We start from the raw sequence: 20332 nt of genomic DNA on the forward strand, positions 1-20332 counted from the left end.
ATGCAGTATGAAAAATGCTTTGATTATTCTTTTCGGGATAACTGCATGAAGATGGAACTTTTGCAGGTAGCGGTACAACGCATCCTTCAGGAATATGGGATTGAAGTGGGGGAAGTTTATGATTTATCGATCGAATGGATTGAGTCAGACGATGAAGATGACTTCATCAGTGAAAATGAAGAAGTACTCTTTTGTGTAGAAACTCCATATCCTGGAATTATTGGATTCACTGATGTAGTTTCTGCCAGTGAGGATGATACAGAAACCTTGGAACTTTTTCCAGAAGAAGTAAGAGCAGAGCTGAAGGAATATCTGGGGGAATGTGGAACGATGGTACTTACTTTGGACGTTGTGGAGCAGGTAATAAGCTGGTACGAAAAAAGTAAGGATCGGAGACTTTGTGAAATTGCATTTGAAGCATATGATCTGTTTTGCCGGTCTTTAAGTGTTTCGTATTCGGCTGGGACAGACTTTATTCAGATTGCTGATCATTCCTACTGGTTATATAATCCAGAAGAGAACACCGGCTGGGAGGACATGTTTCCAGTATCCCCGGTATGTGACCTATGCGGGATTGTTCTTTATGTGTTAGGAAAGGCAGGAGGAGTATGCTAAATCTGAGCAATTATAAGGAACACTTTTGTGAATACATATTGTTCCGGTACGCATGGGAGAATGAATTTGCGGAAGAAGCGTTTCCGGAAAATCTATACGAATATTATGACAGTTTTGCAAAAGCTTATCGATATCTGATTGAAAAAATAGGATATCAGGTTGTTTTCTGTGGAGTGACAACATCTGCAGAACAGATCCTGGAACCTATTCTTGCAAAATGCAGAATGAATTATGAACAGTATCATAATTTACTGAAACTTTATGATCAGGATGAACCATACCTTATGCTGGTGCTTCAAGATAACCAGCAGACCGATCAAAGAGGCTTAAATGTATTTGGCAATGTGTTTAATGGAGGCGGTCTTTATATTTCCTATGGTACATACAAAGATAATGTGCCGGCCTGGAAAACATGTCTGCTTGCTGCGAAATTGGAAATGTGTTATCGGCTAAAGGAGGAGCGCTTGTGGAAGTATTAAAACAGGTGATCCGGCTCATGAAAAGGATAGAAGGTGCTTTCTGTCCGTGGAGTTATCTGGATCAGATGGACTATTTTCAACAGGGGGGTTGCAACGAAGAAGAGGCATATGCGTATGCAAATTCCAACATGGGCAGATCTGCCAGGTATTATCCACATTATCAGATGTGGGTCAGCCATTTAGTAAACCGGCTGATCAAAGCAGGTATTATAACCTGTGAGTATGAGACGGCAGAACTAAGAATGGAGGATGTACCGGTTGAAAATCTTCTATGTATTGTCAGTGATGAATGCTCTGAGGGATTGAAAGTGGCAGATGGACAGAGGAAAAGAACGATTGATGCCATTATGAAGGCATTAGGGTTTGAATTATTGGAAGTTGCTGAATTGGAGGATCTGGATCATATATTGTCCAGGGATCAGAAGGCGGCATTTTACAGAGCATTTGATGAATTCCGATGCGATTTTTATGGAGAAGAGCGAGAGTTTGTCATTGTACTCATAAAAGGAGAAAATGCACCGCTTCTTTCTGAAACGGATATTTTCATGGAACTGGATTATTTTGTGATTTCATTTGAAGATTTTTTCATTATGATATATCCTTCCGAAACTGGATTTTGCGATGGATACGTGGAAATCACATATGGGATTGGCTTCTTGTCATGGAATCTTATCCCATTATTACAGATGCTGTATGGCAAGTTAAATGGAAATGTCGAAGAATTTTTTAAACATTCTGTCATGGAACAGGAAGCGCAGCCATTATAGTGTAACCAATGAGGGCACGGCTTCGCTTCATTGAGTACGAATTACTGAGAAAGTGAGTGGAGAAAATGGTGAAAATTGTATATGGAACGGAACCATACCGTATTGACCATGAAGTACGGAAATTAGCAGAAAATACGGCATATTATGTGCAGGTATTTGATGACATGGATGGAGTGAAAGAATTTCTGCAGAGCATTTCATTCTTTGGTGTACCATGTGCCATTTATAAGGTGGAGGATGTGAAAAAAGAGAGGAAGGAACTCTTGTATCTTATGGAAGAGTGTCCGGAAAGTTCCTGTTTGATCATTCGGACGGAAAAGCCTGACAACAGCAAGGACTGGAATGCATGGAAAAGTAAGCATGGCATATGTTGTGATAAGCTGAATGGAAAGTCTTATCAATGTTGGATCCAAAAAGCTTTTCAGTCCTTAGATTGTCCAATACCGGAGCCGATGCTACAATATTTTATTGACAGGAGCGCTTATGCATACCAGGAACGCAGAGACGGGAAAGATGAGACGACAGATCTTTACCAGATAGCTATTTTCATTAAACAGATTGCATTTGCGTCCATGGATACTGGAGTGAGCAAAGAGACGATTGACCAGGTTGTTCCTGCAGCAGTGGGGAAAAGCTGGGAATTGGCATCAAAGCTTTTACTGGATCCTATGGAAGGTATGAAGCTTGCGGTGGAGTTGTTCGATCATGGGAATAATAGCCTTAAGCTTTATGGGCTGCTTCTTCGGAATTACCGGGTTGCGAAAAAAGCGTTATTGTTGTCAGATATGAAGGAAAATGAAATTTTAAAGCTTTTAGGCCTTACGGAAAAGCAGATGCGGGGAATACGGGCCTATCGGAAATTACCGGAAGAGCGATTGGATACGGTAATGTCGATATTGATAGAGGCAATGAACAGAACGAAAATTTCTTTTGGAAACGAGAGAAATCTATTTATCCAGACTATGGCAAAATTGATTATATTATAATAGGAAGAAACCCAGACAGAGATCAGTGATGATCGTGCCTGGGTTTTTTATGTGCGCCCGGCGGCGCACGTTTCGTTTGCGCGCCATGGGCGCGCTCTCGCAGGTGAAAGTCCTGAACATGCCCAGGTAGTGGGAAATGTATAGCTGAACAGCAGCACTACCTCAGCAAGTGACGCATTTACTTCAGAATCAAAATTAATAGTCGATTTGCCGACCATAGCTATCGATATCATATTCAGAGCCGTCTTCGGTTTTTACATGTGCTTTATTAGAGTCAAAGATAGTTACCTCTGTATAGATTGCTTCTGTAAGTATGTGCCCCTCGCTTGATAGATGGCCATATTTTCCGGTACTATCTTGGTATCTGGCAACTCCACCATAATGGTGATTCAGATCATCTCCCAAAATATAGTAAACAAGGGACGTGGCCCACCACAAAAAATAGAGAAAATAGGTTTATTATAAAATGTTTCAGAATTTTGATAATGCAATAAGATACTTGACAGAATATAAAAAATGTAATATCATTAATACAAATAAACTGAGATTAATGGGAGGAAATTGAATGAAAACTTTCAAGCGTTTTGTTGCATTTGGCTTAACATTGAGTATCATAATGTGCTCAACTGCTGCATCGACTTTTGCAAGTGAATCAACTCAAGGACGAGCTTCCAATAGTACGGAAGTGCATGACTTCCTTGTAAGTGGCTTAGCAGCTGCGGAAGCTGTGTCAGAATTCGAAGATACAACCAAAACTAAATTTAGTGTTGAAGATTTTTCAAATCTTAATATCACTGATGATTGGGAGACGGATGCGGAAGCTTTCCTCAATGATTACCTCGCTTCAAGAAGTATATATAGAATAGAAACGTTAGCTCAGGACGAGGAGTTACAAGAGGCAAAAGCGACATCTATTGCGTATTCGATAGATTGTGCTGAATGGAGCATCGAGCAGAACCGTGCAAAAGATATAGCCAAAGAAGCAAAGTATATGTTTATATCTCATTATGTAGATCGAAAAGATTATTTTTGGAATCAGGGAAAGGCTGCTTTACTTTTAGATGGAGAACAACGTTCAGGTCCTGATGGAGCTTTGGCAAGGTGGCTGACGGCTTCTGATCGACAGGCATATGATACTTATATGAGTTCAACAAAGGTTTCAAGTTCGATACAAAAAGTTGGGTCACTGGCTTCTGGGATTTCTTCATTAAAAGGTAATTATGAGACGTTAACAGAAGGATATGAACATTTTGTTCTTACAAGAAATGTTTTTTCTACAGCATTGGCTGAATTGCTCAATGGATTTGACGCGAGCTTAAATAAAGAAGATCTTTGTGAGGATTCAAAGTGGATGGTAAATCAGATGATATCCAAGTGTTCGGAAGATCCAAATGTTCGCTTGAATGCTTTAGTTCAACAGTATATGGAAGATGATACTATTCTCTTAAATTATGGAGAAGTTGATAAGGAAAAATTGATTCAAAATTCGGCTGTGGTTGTTTGCAGCTATATCCTTGGTGGATGTGCGGGAGTAGCGGGATCTGTTTTGGGAACTTTAACATCTACAATGATTAGTTTTACTATCGAAACATATACAGATTTTTTTAATTATGTGGCGTGGTTATCGTTACAGTACGGCTATAGTGGCAGGTACGCACTGCGCTTTTCTGACTATGCGGGGATATAACGAATATGAAATATATACAGTTTTACCCGGAATGTGTTATAATTACTGCAGTCGTATTGTATATTAAACATTTACTCTATCCTTATGATTTTCGTGAAAAATTTCCTTATGACGATCCGCCGCCGAAGTTTTTTGGTTCTTTCTCATTGGGGGAATTAGTACAATATATAATCCAAGTATTAACGTTACCTATTATAGGATTTGCTATGATTCCTTTGCAATTTTTAGGGAAGGTAGCGGATGTAATACTTATAATTTTATTAGTTATGTGGTGGTTTATACCAACAGGACTTGCTAGAAAAATAGATGGCTGGTAATAGAAAAGCGTCCCTGTATAAAAGCAGAGGACGCTTTTCTATTGCAGTAAGATATGTTTTAGAAAGAGCGAAAGGCATTTGTGAAGATAAAATAAATTCTTTTCATCAGATGAGAAGGGTGCAATCGAGTAGGAGGCGGTGACTAACCGCCGTCCTCTCACACCACCGTGCGTCAGACTGTCTGACGATTGGTATTCATGATATAATTAGGTTACAAGATATAGAGATTGTGTTGGGGGGGGGTGAATTATGGCATATATTGTTGGAACAGACAGAAATCAATCCAGAATGATTACTGCATCGTTAGATGATCTAATTGATAAGATAATTCGGTTCACGCAATTGATGCCTATGTTAATCCATTAAATTTATTCGAACTGGGTTTTACAGAATACAATGGAACTAATAGAGGACAATCTTCATATCGTCGTTCCGATTTGTTGAAACTGCACATTTACGGATATTTAAATAAAATCAGATCGAGCAGAGCTCTGGAAATAGAGTGTAAACGAAACCTTGAACTCACCCGTTCACTTCTCGCTAACAATACGATATCGTCTGCATAGCGGATGCACGGTACTCCTCTTTTGTTGAATTCCTGGTCAAACTCGTTAAGGTAGACATTCGCTAACAATGGGGATAGATTTCCTTGTGGTGAACCTTCTTCTGTCTTAACGACTACACCGTTTTCCATCACTCCACTTCTCAGATACCTCTTTATCATCTGAATCACCCGCTCATCCTTTACGTTTCTGCGCAGGATCTTTACGAGTAACTCATGGTTCAGTGTATCGAAATACTTCGACAGGTCAAGAACTACCGCTCTTGTATATCCCTGCTCTGCGTACTCATTTATCTTCTGAACTGCGTCTTTCGCACACCGTTCCGGGCGGTATCCGAAACTCCCGTCCGAAAACTTTGTCTCATAGATCGGTATTAGCTGTTGTGACATTGCCTGTTGGATGATGCGGTCTATGACGGTGGGAATGCCAAGCTTACGCATTCCGCCGTCTGGCTTCGGAATCTCCACTCTTCTGACAGGGGACGGGGTATAGTGTCCCTTCCGTATCCTTTCTGTCAGTTCATGATTGTGTTCCTTCAACCACTCAAACGCCTCTTCAATGGTCATTCCATCTACTCCCGGCGCTCCCTTGTTCGCCTTCACTCTCTTGTAAGCTCTGTCAAGGTTGTCCTTATCCAGTATCTTACCTAAAATATCCGGCTCTGCACTGTCTCTTTCTTTCCATATCCGGTTGAATGAGCGGTGCGCTCTTACATACCCTTTACGTTCCGCGCTATCTCTCTGCAAGCAGCTTTCTCTGTTTTCTGCATCCATCTGCCCATTCCTCCTTTCCAGGTCATACTCGAAACTCCTATTGATTCAGTCCTTCACCTCTCGGCTACTATGACCTCTGCTGACTTCTGTCTGTTCAGCACTGCTTTTGACAGTGGTTAAATTTAATGAATTAACATAGGCATCAATTGCGCGAACCGAATTATCTTTATCAATTAGATCATCTAACGATGCAGTAATCATTCTGGATTGATTTCTGTCTGCTCCAACAATATATGCCATAATTAAGCCCCCAATCTCTATATCTTGTAACCTAATTATATCATGAATACCAATCGTTAGACAATCTGACGTACGGTGCTGTGAGAGCTGTGAGAGGACGGCGGTTAGTCACCGCCTCCTACTCGATTAGTGTTTCTAAGAGTCTGATTGCCCGTACATCCCCAATAGATATAGCTCCATTTGAAAAATGCTGTGCATTGCTATTGATAATATGAATTAAAATAATATATTGATAATAAAATCATTAGAATTGCAACATATTAAATGTAAATTGATAATTTTATAACCAACGCCATCTTCAAATTCATACTAAAATAATTGAAACGGGAGGTGGGAAAATGGCCAATGCGCAGCAAGAGGATTTTGTTCGTAGACGGATTACGGAATTGAGACTAAGCAAAAACATTTCTGAGCACAAAATGAGTCTGGATTTGGATAAAAGTGGATCATATATACGTGGCATAACTAGCGGAGCGGCCTTACCGTCTCTGAAAGAACTGTTTAAAATAATTGCCTATTTAGATATGACGCCGGCAGAGTTTTTCGCACCACTGGATGATGAAGATACCACATACAGAAAAGTGTGTGAAAAATTACGGACTATGAATGAATCGGATATTGAAAAGATTAATACTTTTATAGGGTGGATTGAAAAGTAGAAATTGCTTGAAACTTGAGAGGGATGCTTTAGGGGCATCCTCTTTTTTCTTTTGCTAATTGGAAATTGGTAGTATAATGGGGGAAACCGTATTCGGGGTGTTGCAGATTTTCATCAGAAGTCGAAATGTTCTGATTATAGCAGGGTAATGCATAATTTAGGAAAACGGGAGGAAAGAGGAATAGGTAAGGTTTTGATCGTGATCGACATGCAGAACGATTTTGTGACAGGAACTCTTGGCAATCAGGAAGCGCAGGCAATTGTTCCAAATGTGCAGGCAAAAGTAAAAGAGTATGCGGACCGCGGGGATTGGATAATTCTTACCAGGGATACCCATGAGGAGAATTATCTGGACACGCCGGAGGGGAAAAAGTTACCAGTGAAGCACTGCATCAATGGAACGGAAGGCTGGCAGATCGTGCCGGAGCTGGAAGTGGAAAACTGCGAATATATAGACAAACCGACCTTTGGCTGGCTTAACTGGGAGGGCTTTGGATCAAACGATGAGATTGAACTGGTTGGAGTTTGCACGGATATATGCGTGGTCTCCAATGCGTTGATCCTGAAAGCTAAGTATCCGGAGGTGATAATTTCAGTGGATGTAAGCTGCTGCGCCGGAGTTACACCAGAAAAGCAAGCTGCTGCGCTGGAAACGATGAAGAGCTGCCAGATTGATGTGTATAGATAGGAACAGTAAAAGGGAGTACATGGAAAATTTATAGTGGTTCTTTGCCAGAAAGTATTCTATAATAATCTTGTATAGGCATTTTGCTCCCCGTCGAAAGGCACAAAAAATTATGTGTATGCAATCATTTAGAAGGCTCTTTCTCAGTACTATATTAAAGGGAAAGAGCCTTTGGTATATCGTGAAGAAATAATCTAATAAATGGGTTATCGGCTATAAGAATTGATAATGTAAAATGTAGGTTTTGCGCTGGTCATATCGGGCAAAGTATTGTATAATAATTAACAAGTACACAATTCTGACATCATAAAATACGCATAAGTGTGTACTCATTAACCTAAGAAAGCTCTTCCTTTACAGGAGGAGCTTTTTTAGGTCAAAATTTAGACACAGTGCTGAGAAAGCGTTTTTGCAATTATTCCTATCTTTTTTCAAATATATCGTCATAAATTTGAACGATATTCCGCTCAATATTAACGCCATGCAAAAATCTGAAAGGAATATGGTGGGATTGGATTGTTTGCATGAATTTGTAATAATTGCTGTGACCAAGTGTATCTGTAAAGAGGATAACCCGTTCTGCCTTTAAAATGGACATATTATCCACGGTGCTTGATACAGATGCGCTGACAAATTTCCAGTTTGGGAACTCCTGTCGAATCTTTTTAACCCAGTTTTCGTTGCCGCCAACAATCGTGATCCGTTTCGTTGCAATTGCTTTTTTCATTTCTGAAATCGGAATATTTACAGTAGGAGAAGCGTCCTCAGTGCTGTTGTAAACAAATTCCCGCAGAGCCGTGAGTGATTTTGAGATGGCATTTGCAGGATGGACACATTGCAATTCCCGGCTCTCATAACGAAAAGCATATTCAGGAAAATTTTGATATTTTTGATTTTGAACTTACACCGGATGAAATGGAACAAATTGCTTCTTTGGATAAAAATGAGCGCCTGGGCGATTGGTAAAGGAGACACTATGAAACGATTTTTGATATTTATTCTATCGAGTATTATGGTATTGGCACTCACAGCTTGCGGAAATAGTTCTTCGGCAGAAATTGTTTCAGAAGGTGAAACAAGGACATCTAATAATAAGGATATACAAACGGAACCAGCAGTTCCGGCAAACAGTACGCAGCAGAACACTTTACAAGCGGATGACACCGCACAATCTGAAAAAATAGAAGGAGGCAGCAATATGTTAGTAGCTTTATTTTTCTCTTGACGGTGAGCAGTACGGTGTTGGTGTAGTAGAGGAAGGAAACACCAGCATTATCGCTCGCATGATTGCGGAGTAAACAGGAGCCGATTTATTTGAAATCAAACCGGAAACACCATATCCGACCACCTATCAGGGGCTTCTGGATGTATCCAGACAGGAAATGGCAGACAATTCCCGCCCGAAAATTGCTGACACGGTGGACAATATGGATAATTATGACACGCTTTTTATCGGCTATCCCAACTGGTGGGGCGATATGCCAATGATCATTTACAATTTTTTGGAGAGATATAATCTGTCGGGCAAGACCATTGTTCCGTTTTGCACCCACGGCGGCAGTGGGCTTTCCAATACGGAATCTACGATTGCCGATATTACAGAAGGCAAAATGAAAGACGGTTTCGCAATTCCCGGCACGACTGCCCAGAATGACCGTGATACAGCCAGAAACAATGTGACGGACTGGCTCAGAGAGGATGGATTTATTGAATAAAAAGTTGAGAATTGCCGTAGACAGTGGAATGGTTCTGCTTTTGCCTTTGCTGATGGCATATTCTCTGGTGGGAGAAACCGCCCATGAATATCTCGGCATTGGAATGTCTCTACTTTTCGTTGCCCATCATATTTTGAATGTTGCATGGTGGAAACATCTGCTGCGTGGAAAGTACACACCACTCCGTATTTTAGGAACAGCGATAGACTTGGCACTGGTGGTTATTATGCTGGCTTTGCCAATCAGCGGCATGATTCTATCCCGTTATGTATTTCGTTTTCTGCATCTTGGTGGAGCAGCCACAGCAAGGACAGTGCATCTACTGGCTTCCTATTGGGGATTGGTGCTAATGAGCTTCCACGCCGGTATGCACGGCAATAGGATAATGGAAGTATTCCGAAAAATCACTACTACACAGCAAACCTCTAAAATCAGGACTTGGAGTTTGCGAATGATAATAGTGTTGTTAGCAATCTGCGGTCTTTATACTTTTATAAAAAACAAAATCGGATTATATCTATTTTTGAAGACACAATTTGTATTCGTTGATTTTTCGCAACTGGTAGTGTGGTCACTTATAGATTATCTGTTTGTGAGCATTTTATTTATAGTCCTGGGATATGTTTGTACTTACCTTATACGTCTTAAGCATATCCATAAATATGACCACTGACAATTGTCGGTGGCTCAGACTGTAGACAAAGTGGTGCTTGACCTAATAGTCAAACACCACTTTGTCTACAGTCTGAGAGCTGTCGAGAAAACAGCTCTTTTATTAATGCTATTTTTTTATAAATCGATCATACAAGTACAGCGCCACAATGATTGCCGGAGCATAGACAAAAATATTTACAATAGCCTGAATGAGAATACCACCGAGATAAGTTGATATAAAACCAAATGCCATTTTTCGTTTGCACCGTCCTTCCCTGTTTGGTAAAAAAGAGAATATCTAATGTATCTTTAATGATATAGAATCCTTTATGCATTGTCAATCTGCTTTCATCAATCTTATATTATTCAATCAAAATATGTAAGAAAATGGTAAGCCCATAGTTCTTGTCAGACAGGATAATCCTATCTATAATAATGGCAGAAAGAGTATTGCTGGCTATATCTGTAATTGTTCATGGAAAGAGAAGTGGGGAAATTTATGAGAAAATGGATTTGCATCTTGTTGGCAGCAGGAATTGCAGCTGGCCTTATGAGTGGCTGCAGCAGAAATGTGGGAACGCAGGAATCGGCAGTGTGGCAGGTACTTGAAACCGAAATTCTGGCAGAGAAAGCAGATGCATCAGGAGATGTGGATTTCACGCATGATTATTCGGAAGAGATCAAAGCGGATATTGAAGATGTGGTATCGAAGTCGGAATCTCTGCAGAAAGAGCTGGAACAGATCGATACGATCATTCAGAAGTTTACTCCATTGGCAGAGAAAGCAGAAACGCAGGGAGAAATGAATGCATCTTCCAGATGGTTTTATGTGATCTGGGATACGGAGCTCAATAATCTCTGGAGCAGATTTATGAATTTGGCTGACCAAAAGACAAAGGAGAGCGTTCTTGCAGAACAGAGAAACTGGGTAGCCATGAAGGAAGAAGCAACATTGCTGAGTATCGGAAGCAGCGAAGAAAATGGCAGCATTTATCCTCTCCTTCAGAATTCTTTTCTGGAAGAAATTACGAAAAACAGAGCCTGTGTTCTTGCCAGTAAGCTGGCTGGGATAAAAGGAGAAGATTTCATGCTGCCGGACAGATCAAACAAATACGGCCTGTTTGTTGATAATCAGGGGACAGGAAATGTATATAGCGCATTGGTAACCAGGGAGGGATTGAACGGAGAGAATGAAGCGGTCATTTCGGTATACCGGACAGGAGAAACAAGAGGAACCTTTACGGATCATGGAAATGGAGAACTGGCCTTCGCATCGGATGATGGAAATGTACGGGGAATCATTCATATTGACGGGTGGAAGGGGGCAAGTTTTCATGTTACGGAAGTGACTGGTAACTCTGCTTTCACCGTTGGGAAAGAACTGGAATTTCCGTTCGCATTCTGATGCGGATGAAGTACATAGATAAATTCCTGCATGGAGTATTTCGGCATTGCTGTCCCGGAAAAGAGATGACCATATGAAGCAGAAAAAACGGATCTGGTGGACGTTCAATTTATGGGAAGCAGATGCATTTCAGCAATATCTGGAAGAAATGGCGCTGCAGGGCTGGTTCCTGGAAAACGTCGGCGGTTCTGTCATGAAATTTTACAGGGCACAGCCGGAAAAAAGAAGATACGCGGCGCTTCTGGTTCCGGGAAGCTCTTCCCTTACCGGCGCGGACAGCTGGAAGGCAGAACAGTTTCGCAAGGAGTGCCAGAAAGCAGGATGGGATTTTCAATGCAGCGGAACTTACTGGCAGATATTTTATAGCACCGATGAAAGCGTGAAGCTGAACGGAGATATGACGGAAGAGAGGCAGTTCCTGATTCAGAAAGCTCTTTCCTGGAACGGGTCTGCGAAAATTTCCTATCCTGTACTGGTAGTATTAAGTTTGTGGTCGTTATACAGCAATCTGCAGAATCCGGGAAAAATGTTTGCGGATCCCGTGGCGCTTATGCTAAATCCCCTGCTGCTTGGAATCTGCATTTCCTGGACGGTAACCTATGCGCGGCTGTTTCGATGGAACTGTGGGAATACAATGGCTATAAAAGAAGGCAGGCCGTTTCCGAGAATGAATCTGCAGCGGAAGGTAAGCTTTAAAAAGCGTATCATTCTATTAGATGAAATCCTGATTCTGGCAGTTCTGGCGCTGGCATTTTCTTCTTCCATGAGAGCCCTGGCCGGAACCATGCTTTCTTCCATTCTCATTGTAGTGATTTCCCTGTTTGTAAGGAACCTGCTCAGAAATAACGGCAACGGAAATGCCCGGGATGACTGGATGTCATATGCGGTTGGCGTTGGTGTGCTTTGCATGATTCTGATTCCCTTGTGTAATGCGGCAGCAACTCACTTTCTGGGAGCAGATGAACCGGATACCGGGAGAAAACATACGGTATTCGCTAGCTATCAGGCAAATGATGTTCAGATGAGCAGTTCTGGAAAGTCAGTAGGCGTTACCGTATATACCAGTCCCATTTCCTGGATCATTGCGAAAACCAGCAAATGCTATCCAAAGGATATGACAAAGTGGTGGGATCAGATGGAACTGGAACTTCCGGCAGAGCTGGGGGAACTTCCCGAGGGGACAGAAGTGTCCTGGTGCCGGTACATGGTCCGCAAAGATGGGTCTGAGCCTGTTTCGGAAGAAAATTTCTATCAGGATGAGCCGACTCTTGATGAAGTGATATTAAAAGACAGAAATCGTCTGGTTGTGCTGGATTATGGCGGTGGTATGAATCTTACCGACATGAAAGAAGCGGTAGACGTTTTTTATCAGGGGCAAACAGAGTAAATGCAAATGGTGCAAAGGAGATTATATTCATGAAAAAAGTATTCGGAATCGGAAGCTGTATGGTCGGAATAGTACTGGTTATTTCTGGTGCTGTGATGAAGCTGAAAGGACAAACAGCGGTTACTGTCATTGGAGGCGCAGACGGTCCTACCGCTGTGTTTGTTGCCGGAAAACTGAATGGTGATTTCTCTATCATGCTGATTCTGATCGGAATTGTATTGTTGGCTGTAGCAGCAATTGTTTATTGGAAGAAAAATGGCGGAAATTCATAAGAAAAGCAGCTCGCATGGTATTGGCAGCAGGAACGGTGTGAAAAGGGGGCGATTACATGGAAGAGAGTTTCTGGAAACAGACGTATGAGAAGATTCTGATTGGAATGGGTCTCTTTGGGATTACATTGAAATTTCTCTTTCTCAATCAGATTCTCCCCTTCATTGGCGCCCTTTTGCTGTTTACAGGATTTCGAAAACTGAGATCAGAAAACCGCTGGCTGAAAGTCGGATATGCAGGCGCCGCGCTCGAAGTTGTGATTACCATTGTGACAATTGTGCTTGGAAGTGTGCTCGAACGGGAGAAAATCTATGCTTTGTACGCATGGAAAGGAATTGATTTCTGTGGCGGAATCCTGCCGGTCGTGCTGATGGTTTGTCTTTTCCTTGGAATGCGTGAGGAGCTGGAACAGCGTGATGAAAAAATAAAAAGTGAAGTTCTGCTCCATATCATCATCTGGTATGCGGTGGTGACGGTGCTTGCGATTCAGGAATATGAGGGCTGGATCCTTGGTTTTGTAATCGTTGCTGCATACATTGGAATCCTTGTAGAGTTAAAGAATATAGCAGAAAAACTGGAAGAGGCCGGATATGTACTGGAAGAACATTCGGTGCGGATTTCAGACAGTAGATGTGCAGCAGGAGCAGCAATTCTGACTGCGGCAGGTCTGTTCGTCAGCTATACATGTTTTGGTGCTTATCATATGGAGTGGACAACTGCAAATGAAACCCAGGATCCGGCATGTGAAGAAACCAAAGCACATCTGTTATCCCTTGGTTTTCCGGAAGATATCTTGCATGACTTAAAGAAAGAAGATATTCTGGCGTGCAAAAATGCCAGACAGGTTCTGCTGAATCAAAGCGATGATTCGCTGCGGGGCAGGGATGGGCAGTTGCAGCTTGACGGCTTGGCAGTAGAATTGGAACAGGAAGGCCAGTGGAAGGTGACCCATCATTTCTTATGGAATGGAAATCCGGGCTTTCGCGGGACAGAAGCAGTACAGATCAATCCGGCATATCAGGAACTGAACGGGGGCTGGACCTTCCAGGGGAAACTTACCGGTCAGGTCCTTTACGATAAGGATGGAACTTCTTACACCGCAGATTATAAAATCTTGCAGGACGAAAATTACGATACCGGCATGAATGCTTTCTTTTACGGAAGTCAACAGAATGCCAGCATTTTCGCGGAATTTTCCTTGCCGCGGAGTGGGGAAAACTGTCGCGGATACGTGGCCTATGAAATCAAGGCAAAGGAAAGTGACTGGTGGATTGATTCCTGGCTAAATTATACCCATCAGAAGACCATCTGGCAGTATCCGGTCATCTCAGCAGCCCAGAACAGAAGACAGGGCGGCTGGCTGGACGAGCGTGTGTTCAGTACTGTGCAGGATGCGCTGCAGGTGCTTCCAGAGGGGGAAAATGAAGGCTCTATCGATTCATAAACTCGAAAAATTGGATGTTATTGGGAGAAATATTATGACTGGGAATATGATAGGGTTTGTTATATGGGCGATGGTTGGCGTTATTATCATTAGTCTTGGAATAAGAGCATATCTTTCAGGAAAAGTGGCTGACTTTTGGGCAAACATAAAATCTATATCTGTAAATGATATAATGGGCTACAATCATGCGGTTGGTAAGCTGTTTGTTATTTATGGAGCAATATTGATTGCATTGGGATTACCGCTGCTTTCAGGACAGAATTCTCCATTTATTTTACTGTCAGTATTGGGAGTAATGATAGAAACAATAGTAATCATGGTGGTTTACAGTTTGTGTATTGAAAGAAAGTATAGAGAACAATAGTTTTTGCTCGTTCAATTTTATTCTGTATAATCTGTTGTTATTTAAAAATAAAAATGCTAAAATAAAAGTAGTTAATATATTATCTAAAATAGTATAAATTAAGCTATTTTGGATAATATATTATTTGTAAATAAAGGCGGTGAAAACGAATGGAACAACTGATATGGGAAACAGCGGAAGAATTGGATCAGAAGCTGGCACAAAGGGTAAGAAACATCCGAAAACGGCGTTCCATTTCCCAGGAAAAATTATCCTCTATGAGTGGTGTAAGCTATGGCTCTATCAAAAGATTTGAAGCTACCGGACAGATCTCCCTGATCTCACTGACCAAGATTGCTATGGCCTTGGATATTGCAGATGAGCTTAGGAGTATTTTTACACAGGTGCCATATAAGAATATTCAGGAGGTTATTAATGAAACCAAATAATGCATTGCAGGTTCTCTACGATGAAAGGCTCGTTGGAACGCTGGCGATGACTGCAGACCATAAAGCGGCATTTCAATATAGCGAAGAATGGCTTGAACATGGATTCCCGATCAGTCCATTTTCTCTTCCACTGAAAAGGCAGGTTTTTGTTCCAAACAAAGACTATTTTGATGGACTTTTTGGAGTATTTGCGGACAGTTTACCAGACAACTGGGGAAGATTATTGTTGAACCGACTACTGCGCGCCTATGGACAAAATCCGGATAAACTTACAGTTTTGGAGCGGCTGGCTATCGTTGGAAAATCAGGAATGGGGGCGCTTACCTATTATCCAGAAAAGGAAATGCAGGAAAAACAGGGCCATAGTAATCTGGATGAACTTGCGGAGCAATGTCAGAAGCTGTTGAATACAGAGTATTCTGATAAACTGGATGAGCTATATCGCCTGGGAGGTACCAGCGGTGGAGCCAGACCCAAAATTATGACAACTATTGAGGGGGAAGAGTGGATCATTAAATTTCCGGCCCATGTAGATGGAAGAAATGCTGGAAAGATGGAATATGATTATTCCTGCTGTGCCAGACAATGTGGTATTGCCATGAGTAAGGCCAGATTATTTCCATCAGACAAATGCGAAGGGTATTTTGGAACAAAACGATTTGACAGAATGATGGATAATGGCAGTCAAAAACGAATCCATATGTTAACCGCCGCTGCTCTTTTGGAATTAGATTTCGAACAGCCAAGTCTGGATTACCACAGTTTGATGAAGCTGACGAAAATTTTAACCAGGGATCATCCAGAAGATGTGAACAATATGTTCCGCAGGATGTGCTTTAATGTGTTCGCTCATAACCGAGATGATCATTCTAAAAATTTTACGTATCTATACCATGAGGCAGAGGATTGCTGGCGGTTGAGTCCTGCATACGATCTCACTTACAGCAATACCTATTACGGAGAACATACAACCACAGTGGATGGAAATGGGCGCAATCCAGGAGAAAAGGAGATTCTGGCAGTTGGCATTGCCGCTGGGATGGCGAGAGCGGAATGCAGGAGAATTATGAACCAGATCAAGGATTGTGTGAACCAGATGCTGGGACAGTATCTTTCTTAGAAAAATGGAGTACAATTGCAACTTAAGGAAGTATCACAAATATTTTTCACCCCATATGGCCATTTCATAATAAATCTTGATGAAATTGTAAAATATCTATAATTTGTAAATAATTTTAAAGCTGCATTGCCGCCATCAAATGGCGGCAATTGTATTTTTCTCCTGTTCGGAATCATCGCGCAGATAGATGGGAGCAGGATGGTGTAGTTTAATGGATTCTGCCACGTCAACGGCCAGACGATTTGGACGTTGTTGTTGCTGATCTCATGAGCTGTCACCGACTTGTTTTTTCGCAAGGAAATCAGTTATTGGTCAGGCTGAGAAGTCAGCAACATTTATTTGTTATTGAGTGCCGGGTTATACCTATTTTTTGTGTGTATGATATACTTGTGGTATAATCCATATACTAAACAAGATAAATGGTGGTACTATGCAGATTTTTGTAGATGCAGATGCTTGTCCGGTGGTTTCCATTGTGGAAGCAGTTGCGAGAAAATATGGGGTGGCGGTAACGCTGCTATGCGATACAAATCATGTATTGTATTCTGATCATAGTGAGATAGTGGTTGTTGGAGCCGGCGCGGATGCTGTAGATTATAAGCTGATCAGCATTTGCCGTAAGGGAGATATTGTGGTGTCGCAGGATTATGGGGTAGCAGCTATGGCTCTCGGAAAAGGGGCTTATGCGATTCATCAGTCTGGCAAATGGTATACAGATGAAAATATTGACCAGATGCTGATGGAGCGGCACTTGAACAAAAAAGCGCGGCGGAGCAGCCAGAAAAATCATATAAAGGGGCCGAGAAAGCGCACCGATGCAGATGATGGAAGATTTTCTCAGTCTATGGAAAAAATGGTATTAATGGCTATGAAAAACTGCCCGGTAAGTACAGAGAGAAGGTAGAACGGGTGAACGAGGAAAAATCGAAATATCAGCTTTATTATTATTGGAATCATGGAATGTGCGATCAGTGCGGGGCTCCGATACTGATTTTAAATGAGGCATTAAGCTACGAGGGCAATGATCAGCAGGAATTACAGGCTTTTTTGGCTGAGCATACAGAGTGCAGGTATTTTTCTAATAAAGATGAACAGAAGATTTTTGAAGAGAACGGTGGCTGTAAAAAGTTGGAAGAAACATATAATTACAGGTCGCCATATTGGGCCATGCGATTTGTGGGAAGCAAATCCTTACTGGGTCAGTTTTGTTGCAGTGCATGCAAAGAAAAATGGATTCGGGAAAGAGAAGCCGATCATTTAAAAATTTATACATACTTCTGCGAATTGCGAGAGTATGCACTGAAAGTAGATCCAGAACCATGTGATAATCCATCTGGAATTGTTGTGTTTGATCTGGAGACTACGGGGCTGAACAGTAACGATAATGAAATTTTGCAGGTCAGTGCTGTTGATGGGAATGGGGATTTACTTCTTAATGAGTATGTCCGACCAGAACTGATCAGGTCATGGCCAGAAGCAGAACAGGTGAATGGGATTACACCAGAACGGGTAAAAAGCTGTAGGACCATCAGAGAACTGGTAGGGAAGATAAAAAGCGTTTTTGCATCAGGGAAAACATGGATCGCATATAATTGTGATTTCGATCTCGGATTTTTATACTATATAGGCATTGAACCAAATGCGGATACCGAATTAGAAGATGTGATGCTTGATTTTGCTGAAATTTGTGGGAATTATGATAAGCGGTATGGAACCCGACGATGGCAGACATTAGAAGCCGCCGCTGCACGTTTTGGATATAACTATAAAGCGCATGATTCCTTGGAAGACGCAAGAGCCACACTCTATATTAGGAATAGGATTAAGCAGGAAAAAGAAATAATAGACGAATTGACTGCTCCATTCCAGCCGGTGAAAAGACAATAGATATAGGAGAAATGATACCTTACTTGCAATATGAAAATGGTACCTTATCTGTCCTGAAAAATACCCCCAATTTTTCCGCTATCCAAAACAGGTGAAAAATTTGGTGTTGGATCATTCAAAATGTGTAGTAAAATCAAGAGGATTACTGGATTTTAATGGGGAAAATGATACCTGATTTATGTAGTAAGGAATCATTTTTTCCAAAATTATATAGTGCATTATATGGTGCAGAAAAGATTGAAAAATAGAAAAATGAGCCAAAACTGGCAATAAGACACAAGAAAAAGGCTCACATAGTGAACCTGATTTACAGTATTCCCACCTTTGGAAAGAGGCCACCTGCATATCAATACTTAACGGGTGGGTGCATCAGCCATTGATACCGGGATGCCTAATTATCAATTTACTATAACACAAAATGCTCAGTAACGAAACCCTTTTCATAACGTTTTGTGCCTGAGCGAAGCGAAAGGAATGGATATAAATATGAAATATTGGGGATCGATTATGAGGAGGGCAGCTATATCACAGAGCTGCCCTCAATGCAAACGGTGGATTGTGAAATTATAATATACCTATTTCTTCCATTTCATTGCATAATTCTTCAAATGTACCGGTGACATAATTTTTTGTAGTGGTGATATCGGAATGGCCCAAGATATTCGAGAGCATGACCAAGTCATGTGTCTTGTCATAAAAGGATTTGGCAAAAAAGTGGCGAAGTGCATGCGGATGTGCCTTTCTTTTATCAATGCCGGCATTGGCAGCAATGGTCTGAATCATGTTATAAATATTTTGCCGTTCCAATGGTTTTTTATTTTTATCGGTGAAAATAGGTCCTGATAGGATATCTTTTTCTATGATATAATCATTGAGCATTTCCTGAAGTTCCCGGATTAGTGGAACTTTTCTATTTTTATTCTTATTTCTAATTGTAATTTCCTGTTGCTGTATAGATTCAACAGTAATAAACTGCAATTCTGAAACACGAATACCAGTTTGTCCGAAGGCGCGGATCATCAGATTAACTTTTCTTTTTTGTGGGCGACTGCTTTCCTCCAAGAGTTTGTGGTAATCTTCCGGGGTAAGAATTGCATAGGTAGCTTTTAATTCTTTCTTTTGAACTTTTTCTAATTGAACAAAACAATCAGCGCGATCCAAAAAGGTCAGAAAAGAATGAATGGAGCACAATTTTGAATTTACCGTGGAAACGGCATAGTTTTGTCTTAATAGATATTTTTTATAATCCACGCATTGCTCTTTCGAAATTTCTGCGCCGGACAGAAATGTTATGAAGCCGGCAACATCAGAAATGTATTTGCTGATTGTATTTTTGGAGCGTTCATTTGCTATTAAAAAGTCCTGATAAAGTTTCAATACATCCGGAGAGAAAGCGGGCGAGGTGGTAATCGCATCTGAAGCTATCCTGTCACTGCAATGTAGTGGGGCCGGTGAAAAATCAGGATTTTCTAAGTGGGGCAGAATATCCGTTGAATTCGTTAATTCTGTGTAAATGCTGCCAAGTAAGGACTTCAGCATGGCGAGATCTTTTTCTTTAAATTCAGCTTTTATATAGTGCAATAAGGTTTTTTTAATATCAACAGTAGTGGGACTGGCTGTATTCATCACATTACTCCATTCATGCGCATTCCGTTTAAATTGGACAATCCGATTATATAGCGAACGTGCGTTTGAGTCAAAGAACACAAAAGCAAAACTTCTTGTTCAGAAAATAAATGAATGGAAGTTTTGCTTTTTTTTGATTTTATAATGGTTGTTTTTTGGATAAAATGCCTAACCTGAATATGCCACCTGATGTCGAAACATTAAAATAATGACATAATCCGATTTATGACATTATTTTACAATTATTTTTTCTTAAAAACAA

The 20332-nt window shown here is 41.1% G+C and carries 25 protein-coding genes and 1 pseudogene; 22 read left to right on the forward strand and 4 right to left on the reverse strand.

The genetic code is table 11. The features are described from left to right. The 7 genes from WMO41_RS07270 (at position 1) to WMO41_RS15905 (ending at position 5417) form a co-directional block, all read left to right on the forward strand. Positions 1-615, forward strand: a complete 615-nt coding sequence (locus tag WMO41_RS07270) for a hypothetical protein (protein WP_349229184.1) — start codon at positions 1-3, stop codon at positions 613-615. Beyond that, the gene (locus tag WMO41_RS07275) at positions 609-1094 is read left to right on the forward strand and encodes a hypothetical protein (RefSeq protein WP_349229185.1); all 486 of its coding nucleotides are present in this window, start codon (positions 609-611) and stop codon (positions 1092-1094) included. The genes WMO41_RS07270 and WMO41_RS07275 overlap by 7 nt, the downstream gene beginning before the upstream one ends. Further along, entirely contained in the window at positions 1082-1861 is a 780-nt protein-coding gene (locus tag WMO41_RS07280) for a hypothetical protein (RefSeq protein WP_118562745.1), read from the forward strand. Before WMO41_RS07275 ends, WMO41_RS07280 begins: the two co-directional genes overlap by 13 nt. Before the next feature lie 65 nt (positions 1862-1926). Further along, on the forward strand, positions 1927-2847 hold the full coding sequence (gene holA / locus WMO41_RS07285; protein WP_349229223.1) for a DNA polymerase III subunit delta: 921 nt from the start codon (positions 1927-1929) through the stop codon (positions 2845-2847). 565 nt (positions 2848-3412) lie between these two features. Next, positions 3413-4534 carry a hypothetical protein gene (locus tag WMO41_RS07290; protein WP_118562742.1) on the forward strand — a complete coding sequence of 374 codons (1122 nt, stop codon included), beginning with the start codon at positions 3413-3415 and terminating at the stop codon, positions 4532-4534. A 5-nt stretch (positions 4535-4539) separates the two neighbouring features. Next, on the forward strand, positions 4540-4851 hold the full coding sequence (locus WMO41_RS07295; protein WP_118562741.1) for a hypothetical protein: 312 nt from the start codon (positions 4540-4542) through the stop codon (positions 4849-4851). Positions 4852-5228: 377 nt separating this feature from the next. Beyond that, the gene (locus WMO41_RS15905; protein WP_494338432.1) at positions 5229-5417 is read left to right on the forward strand and encodes a transposase; all 189 of its coding nucleotides are present in this window, start codon (positions 5229-5231) and stop codon (positions 5415-5417) included. Here the strand turns inward: WMO41_RS15905 and WMO41_RS07300 are convergent. Continuing rightward, a pseudogene (locus tag WMO41_RS07300) lies at positions 5366-6187 on the reverse strand (reverse transcriptase domain-containing protein); the annotation flags it as partial. The gene WMO41_RS15905 and the pseudogene WMO41_RS07300 overlap by 52 nt on opposite strands. 45 nt (positions 6188-6232) lie before the next feature. After that, on the reverse strand, positions 6233-6427 hold the full coding sequence (locus WMO41_RS07305) for a hypothetical protein (RefSeq protein WP_349229186.1): 195 nt from the start codon (positions 6425-6427) through the stop codon (positions 6233-6235). Positions 6428-6765: 338 nt separating this feature from the next. Here WMO41_RS07305 and WMO41_RS07310 point away from each other — a divergent pair, with 338 nt between their 5' ends. Together WMO41_RS07310 and WMO41_RS07315 are read left to right on the forward strand one after the other, a co-directional pair. Beyond that, positions 6766-7086 (forward strand): helix-turn-helix domain-containing protein, encoded by a 321-nt coding sequence (locus WMO41_RS07310; RefSeq protein WP_118542858.1) that lies wholly within the window; start codon positions 6766-6768, stop codon positions 7084-7086. 147 nt (positions 7087-7233) lie between these two features. Next, positions 7234-7773 carry a cysteine hydrolase family protein gene (locus WMO41_RS07315; RefSeq protein WP_349229187.1) on the forward strand — a complete coding sequence of 180 codons (540 nt, stop codon included), beginning with the start codon at positions 7234-7236 and terminating at the stop codon, positions 7771-7773. A 418-nt stretch (positions 7774-8191) separates the two neighbouring features. Here WMO41_RS07315 and WMO41_RS07320 read toward each other — a convergent pair whose 3' ends face one another. Continuing rightward, complete coding sequence (locus WMO41_RS07320) at positions 8192-8497, reverse strand: hypothetical protein (RefSeq protein ID WP_349229188.1); 306 nt, start codon at positions 8495-8497, stop codon at positions 8192-8194. Between the two features lie 74 nt (positions 8498-8571). On the opposite strand from WMO41_RS07320, the gene WMO41_RS07325 reads away from it, so the two are divergent. From WMO41_RS07325 to WMO41_RS07385, 13 genes are all read left to right on the forward strand, one after another. Next, positions 8572-8736 (forward strand): aldo/keto reductase, encoded by a 165-nt coding sequence (locus tag WMO41_RS07325; protein ID WP_118542861.1) that lies wholly within the window; start codon positions 8572-8574, stop codon positions 8734-8736. 10 nt (positions 8737-8746) lie between these two features. Beyond that, positions 8747-8995 (forward strand): hypothetical protein, encoded by a 249-nt coding sequence (locus tag WMO41_RS07330; protein WP_349229189.1) that lies wholly within the window; start codon positions 8747-8749, stop codon positions 8993-8995. A gap of 94 nt (positions 8996-9089) precedes the next feature. Further along, a complete protein-coding gene (locus WMO41_RS07335; RefSeq protein WP_118562737.1) occupies positions 9090-9485 on the forward strand; it encodes a flavodoxin in 396 nt (131 codons plus the stop codon). Continuing rightward, positions 9469-10158 (forward strand): DUF4405 domain-containing protein, encoded by a 690-nt coding sequence (locus WMO41_RS07340; RefSeq protein ID WP_349229190.1) that lies wholly within the window; start codon positions 9469-9471, stop codon positions 10156-10158. The genes WMO41_RS07335 and WMO41_RS07340 overlap by 17 nt, the downstream gene beginning before the upstream one ends. A 480-nt stretch (positions 10159-10638) precedes the next feature. Further along, on the forward strand, positions 10639-11544 hold the full coding sequence (locus tag WMO41_RS07345) for a lysozyme inhibitor LprI family protein (RefSeq protein ID WP_349229191.1): 906 nt from the start codon (positions 10639-10641) through the stop codon (positions 11542-11544). 73 nt (positions 11545-11617) lie between these two features. Further along, positions 11618-12931: a DUF2812 domain-containing protein gene (locus WMO41_RS07350; RefSeq protein ID WP_349229192.1), complete on the forward strand. Its 1314-nt coding sequence runs from the start codon at positions 11618-11620 to the stop codon at positions 12929-12931. 29 nt (positions 12932-12960) lie between these two features. Beyond that, positions 12961-13203 carry an LPXTG cell wall anchor domain-containing protein gene (locus WMO41_RS07355; RefSeq protein ID WP_349229193.1) on the forward strand — a complete coding sequence of 81 codons (243 nt, stop codon included), beginning with the start codon at positions 12961-12963 and terminating at the stop codon, positions 13201-13203. Between the two features lie 56 nt (positions 13204-13259). Next, entirely contained in the window at positions 13260-14645 is a 1386-nt protein-coding gene (locus WMO41_RS07360) for a hypothetical protein (protein ID WP_349229194.1), read from the forward strand. 34 nt (positions 14646-14679) lie between these two features. Beyond that, positions 14680-15009: a hypothetical protein gene (locus tag WMO41_RS07365; protein WP_118542932.1), complete on the forward strand. Its 330-nt coding sequence runs from the start codon at positions 14680-14682 to the stop codon at positions 15007-15009. 149 nt (positions 15010-15158) lie between these two features. Beyond that, positions 15159-15437, forward strand: coding sequence for a helix-turn-helix domain-containing protein (locus tag WMO41_RS07370; protein WP_118542867.1), 279 nt, complete (start codon positions 15159-15161; stop codon positions 15435-15437). Then, entirely contained in the window at positions 15424-16557 is a 1134-nt protein-coding gene (locus tag WMO41_RS07375; RefSeq protein ID WP_349229195.1) for a type II toxin-antitoxin system HipA family toxin, read from the forward strand. Before WMO41_RS07370 ends, WMO41_RS07375 begins: the two co-directional genes overlap by 14 nt. A 430-nt stretch (positions 16558-16987) precedes the next feature. Further along, complete coding sequence (locus WMO41_RS07380) at positions 16988-17461, forward strand: YaiI/YqxD family protein (RefSeq protein WP_349229196.1); 474 nt, start codon at positions 16988-16990, stop codon at positions 17459-17461. 5 nt (positions 17462-17466) lie between these two features. Continuing rightward, the gene (locus WMO41_RS07385; protein WP_349229197.1) at positions 17467-18444 is read left to right on the forward strand and encodes a 3'-5' exonuclease; all 978 of its coding nucleotides are present in this window, start codon (positions 17467-17469) and stop codon (positions 18442-18444) included. 564 nt (positions 18445-19008) lie between these two features. Here WMO41_RS07385 and WMO41_RS07390 read toward each other — a convergent pair. Then, on the reverse strand, positions 19009-20070 hold the full coding sequence (locus WMO41_RS07390; RefSeq protein ID WP_349229198.1) for a tyrosine-type recombinase/integrase: 1062 nt from the start codon (positions 20068-20070) through the stop codon (positions 19009-19011). Positions 20071-20332 lie beyond the last annotated feature (262 nt).

The sequence above is a fragment of the Ventrimonas faecis genome, from assembly GCF_040096075.1.
Taxonomy (GTDB): Bacteria; Bacillota; Clostridia; order Lachnospirales; family Lachnospiraceae; genus Brotaphodocola; species Brotaphodocola faecis.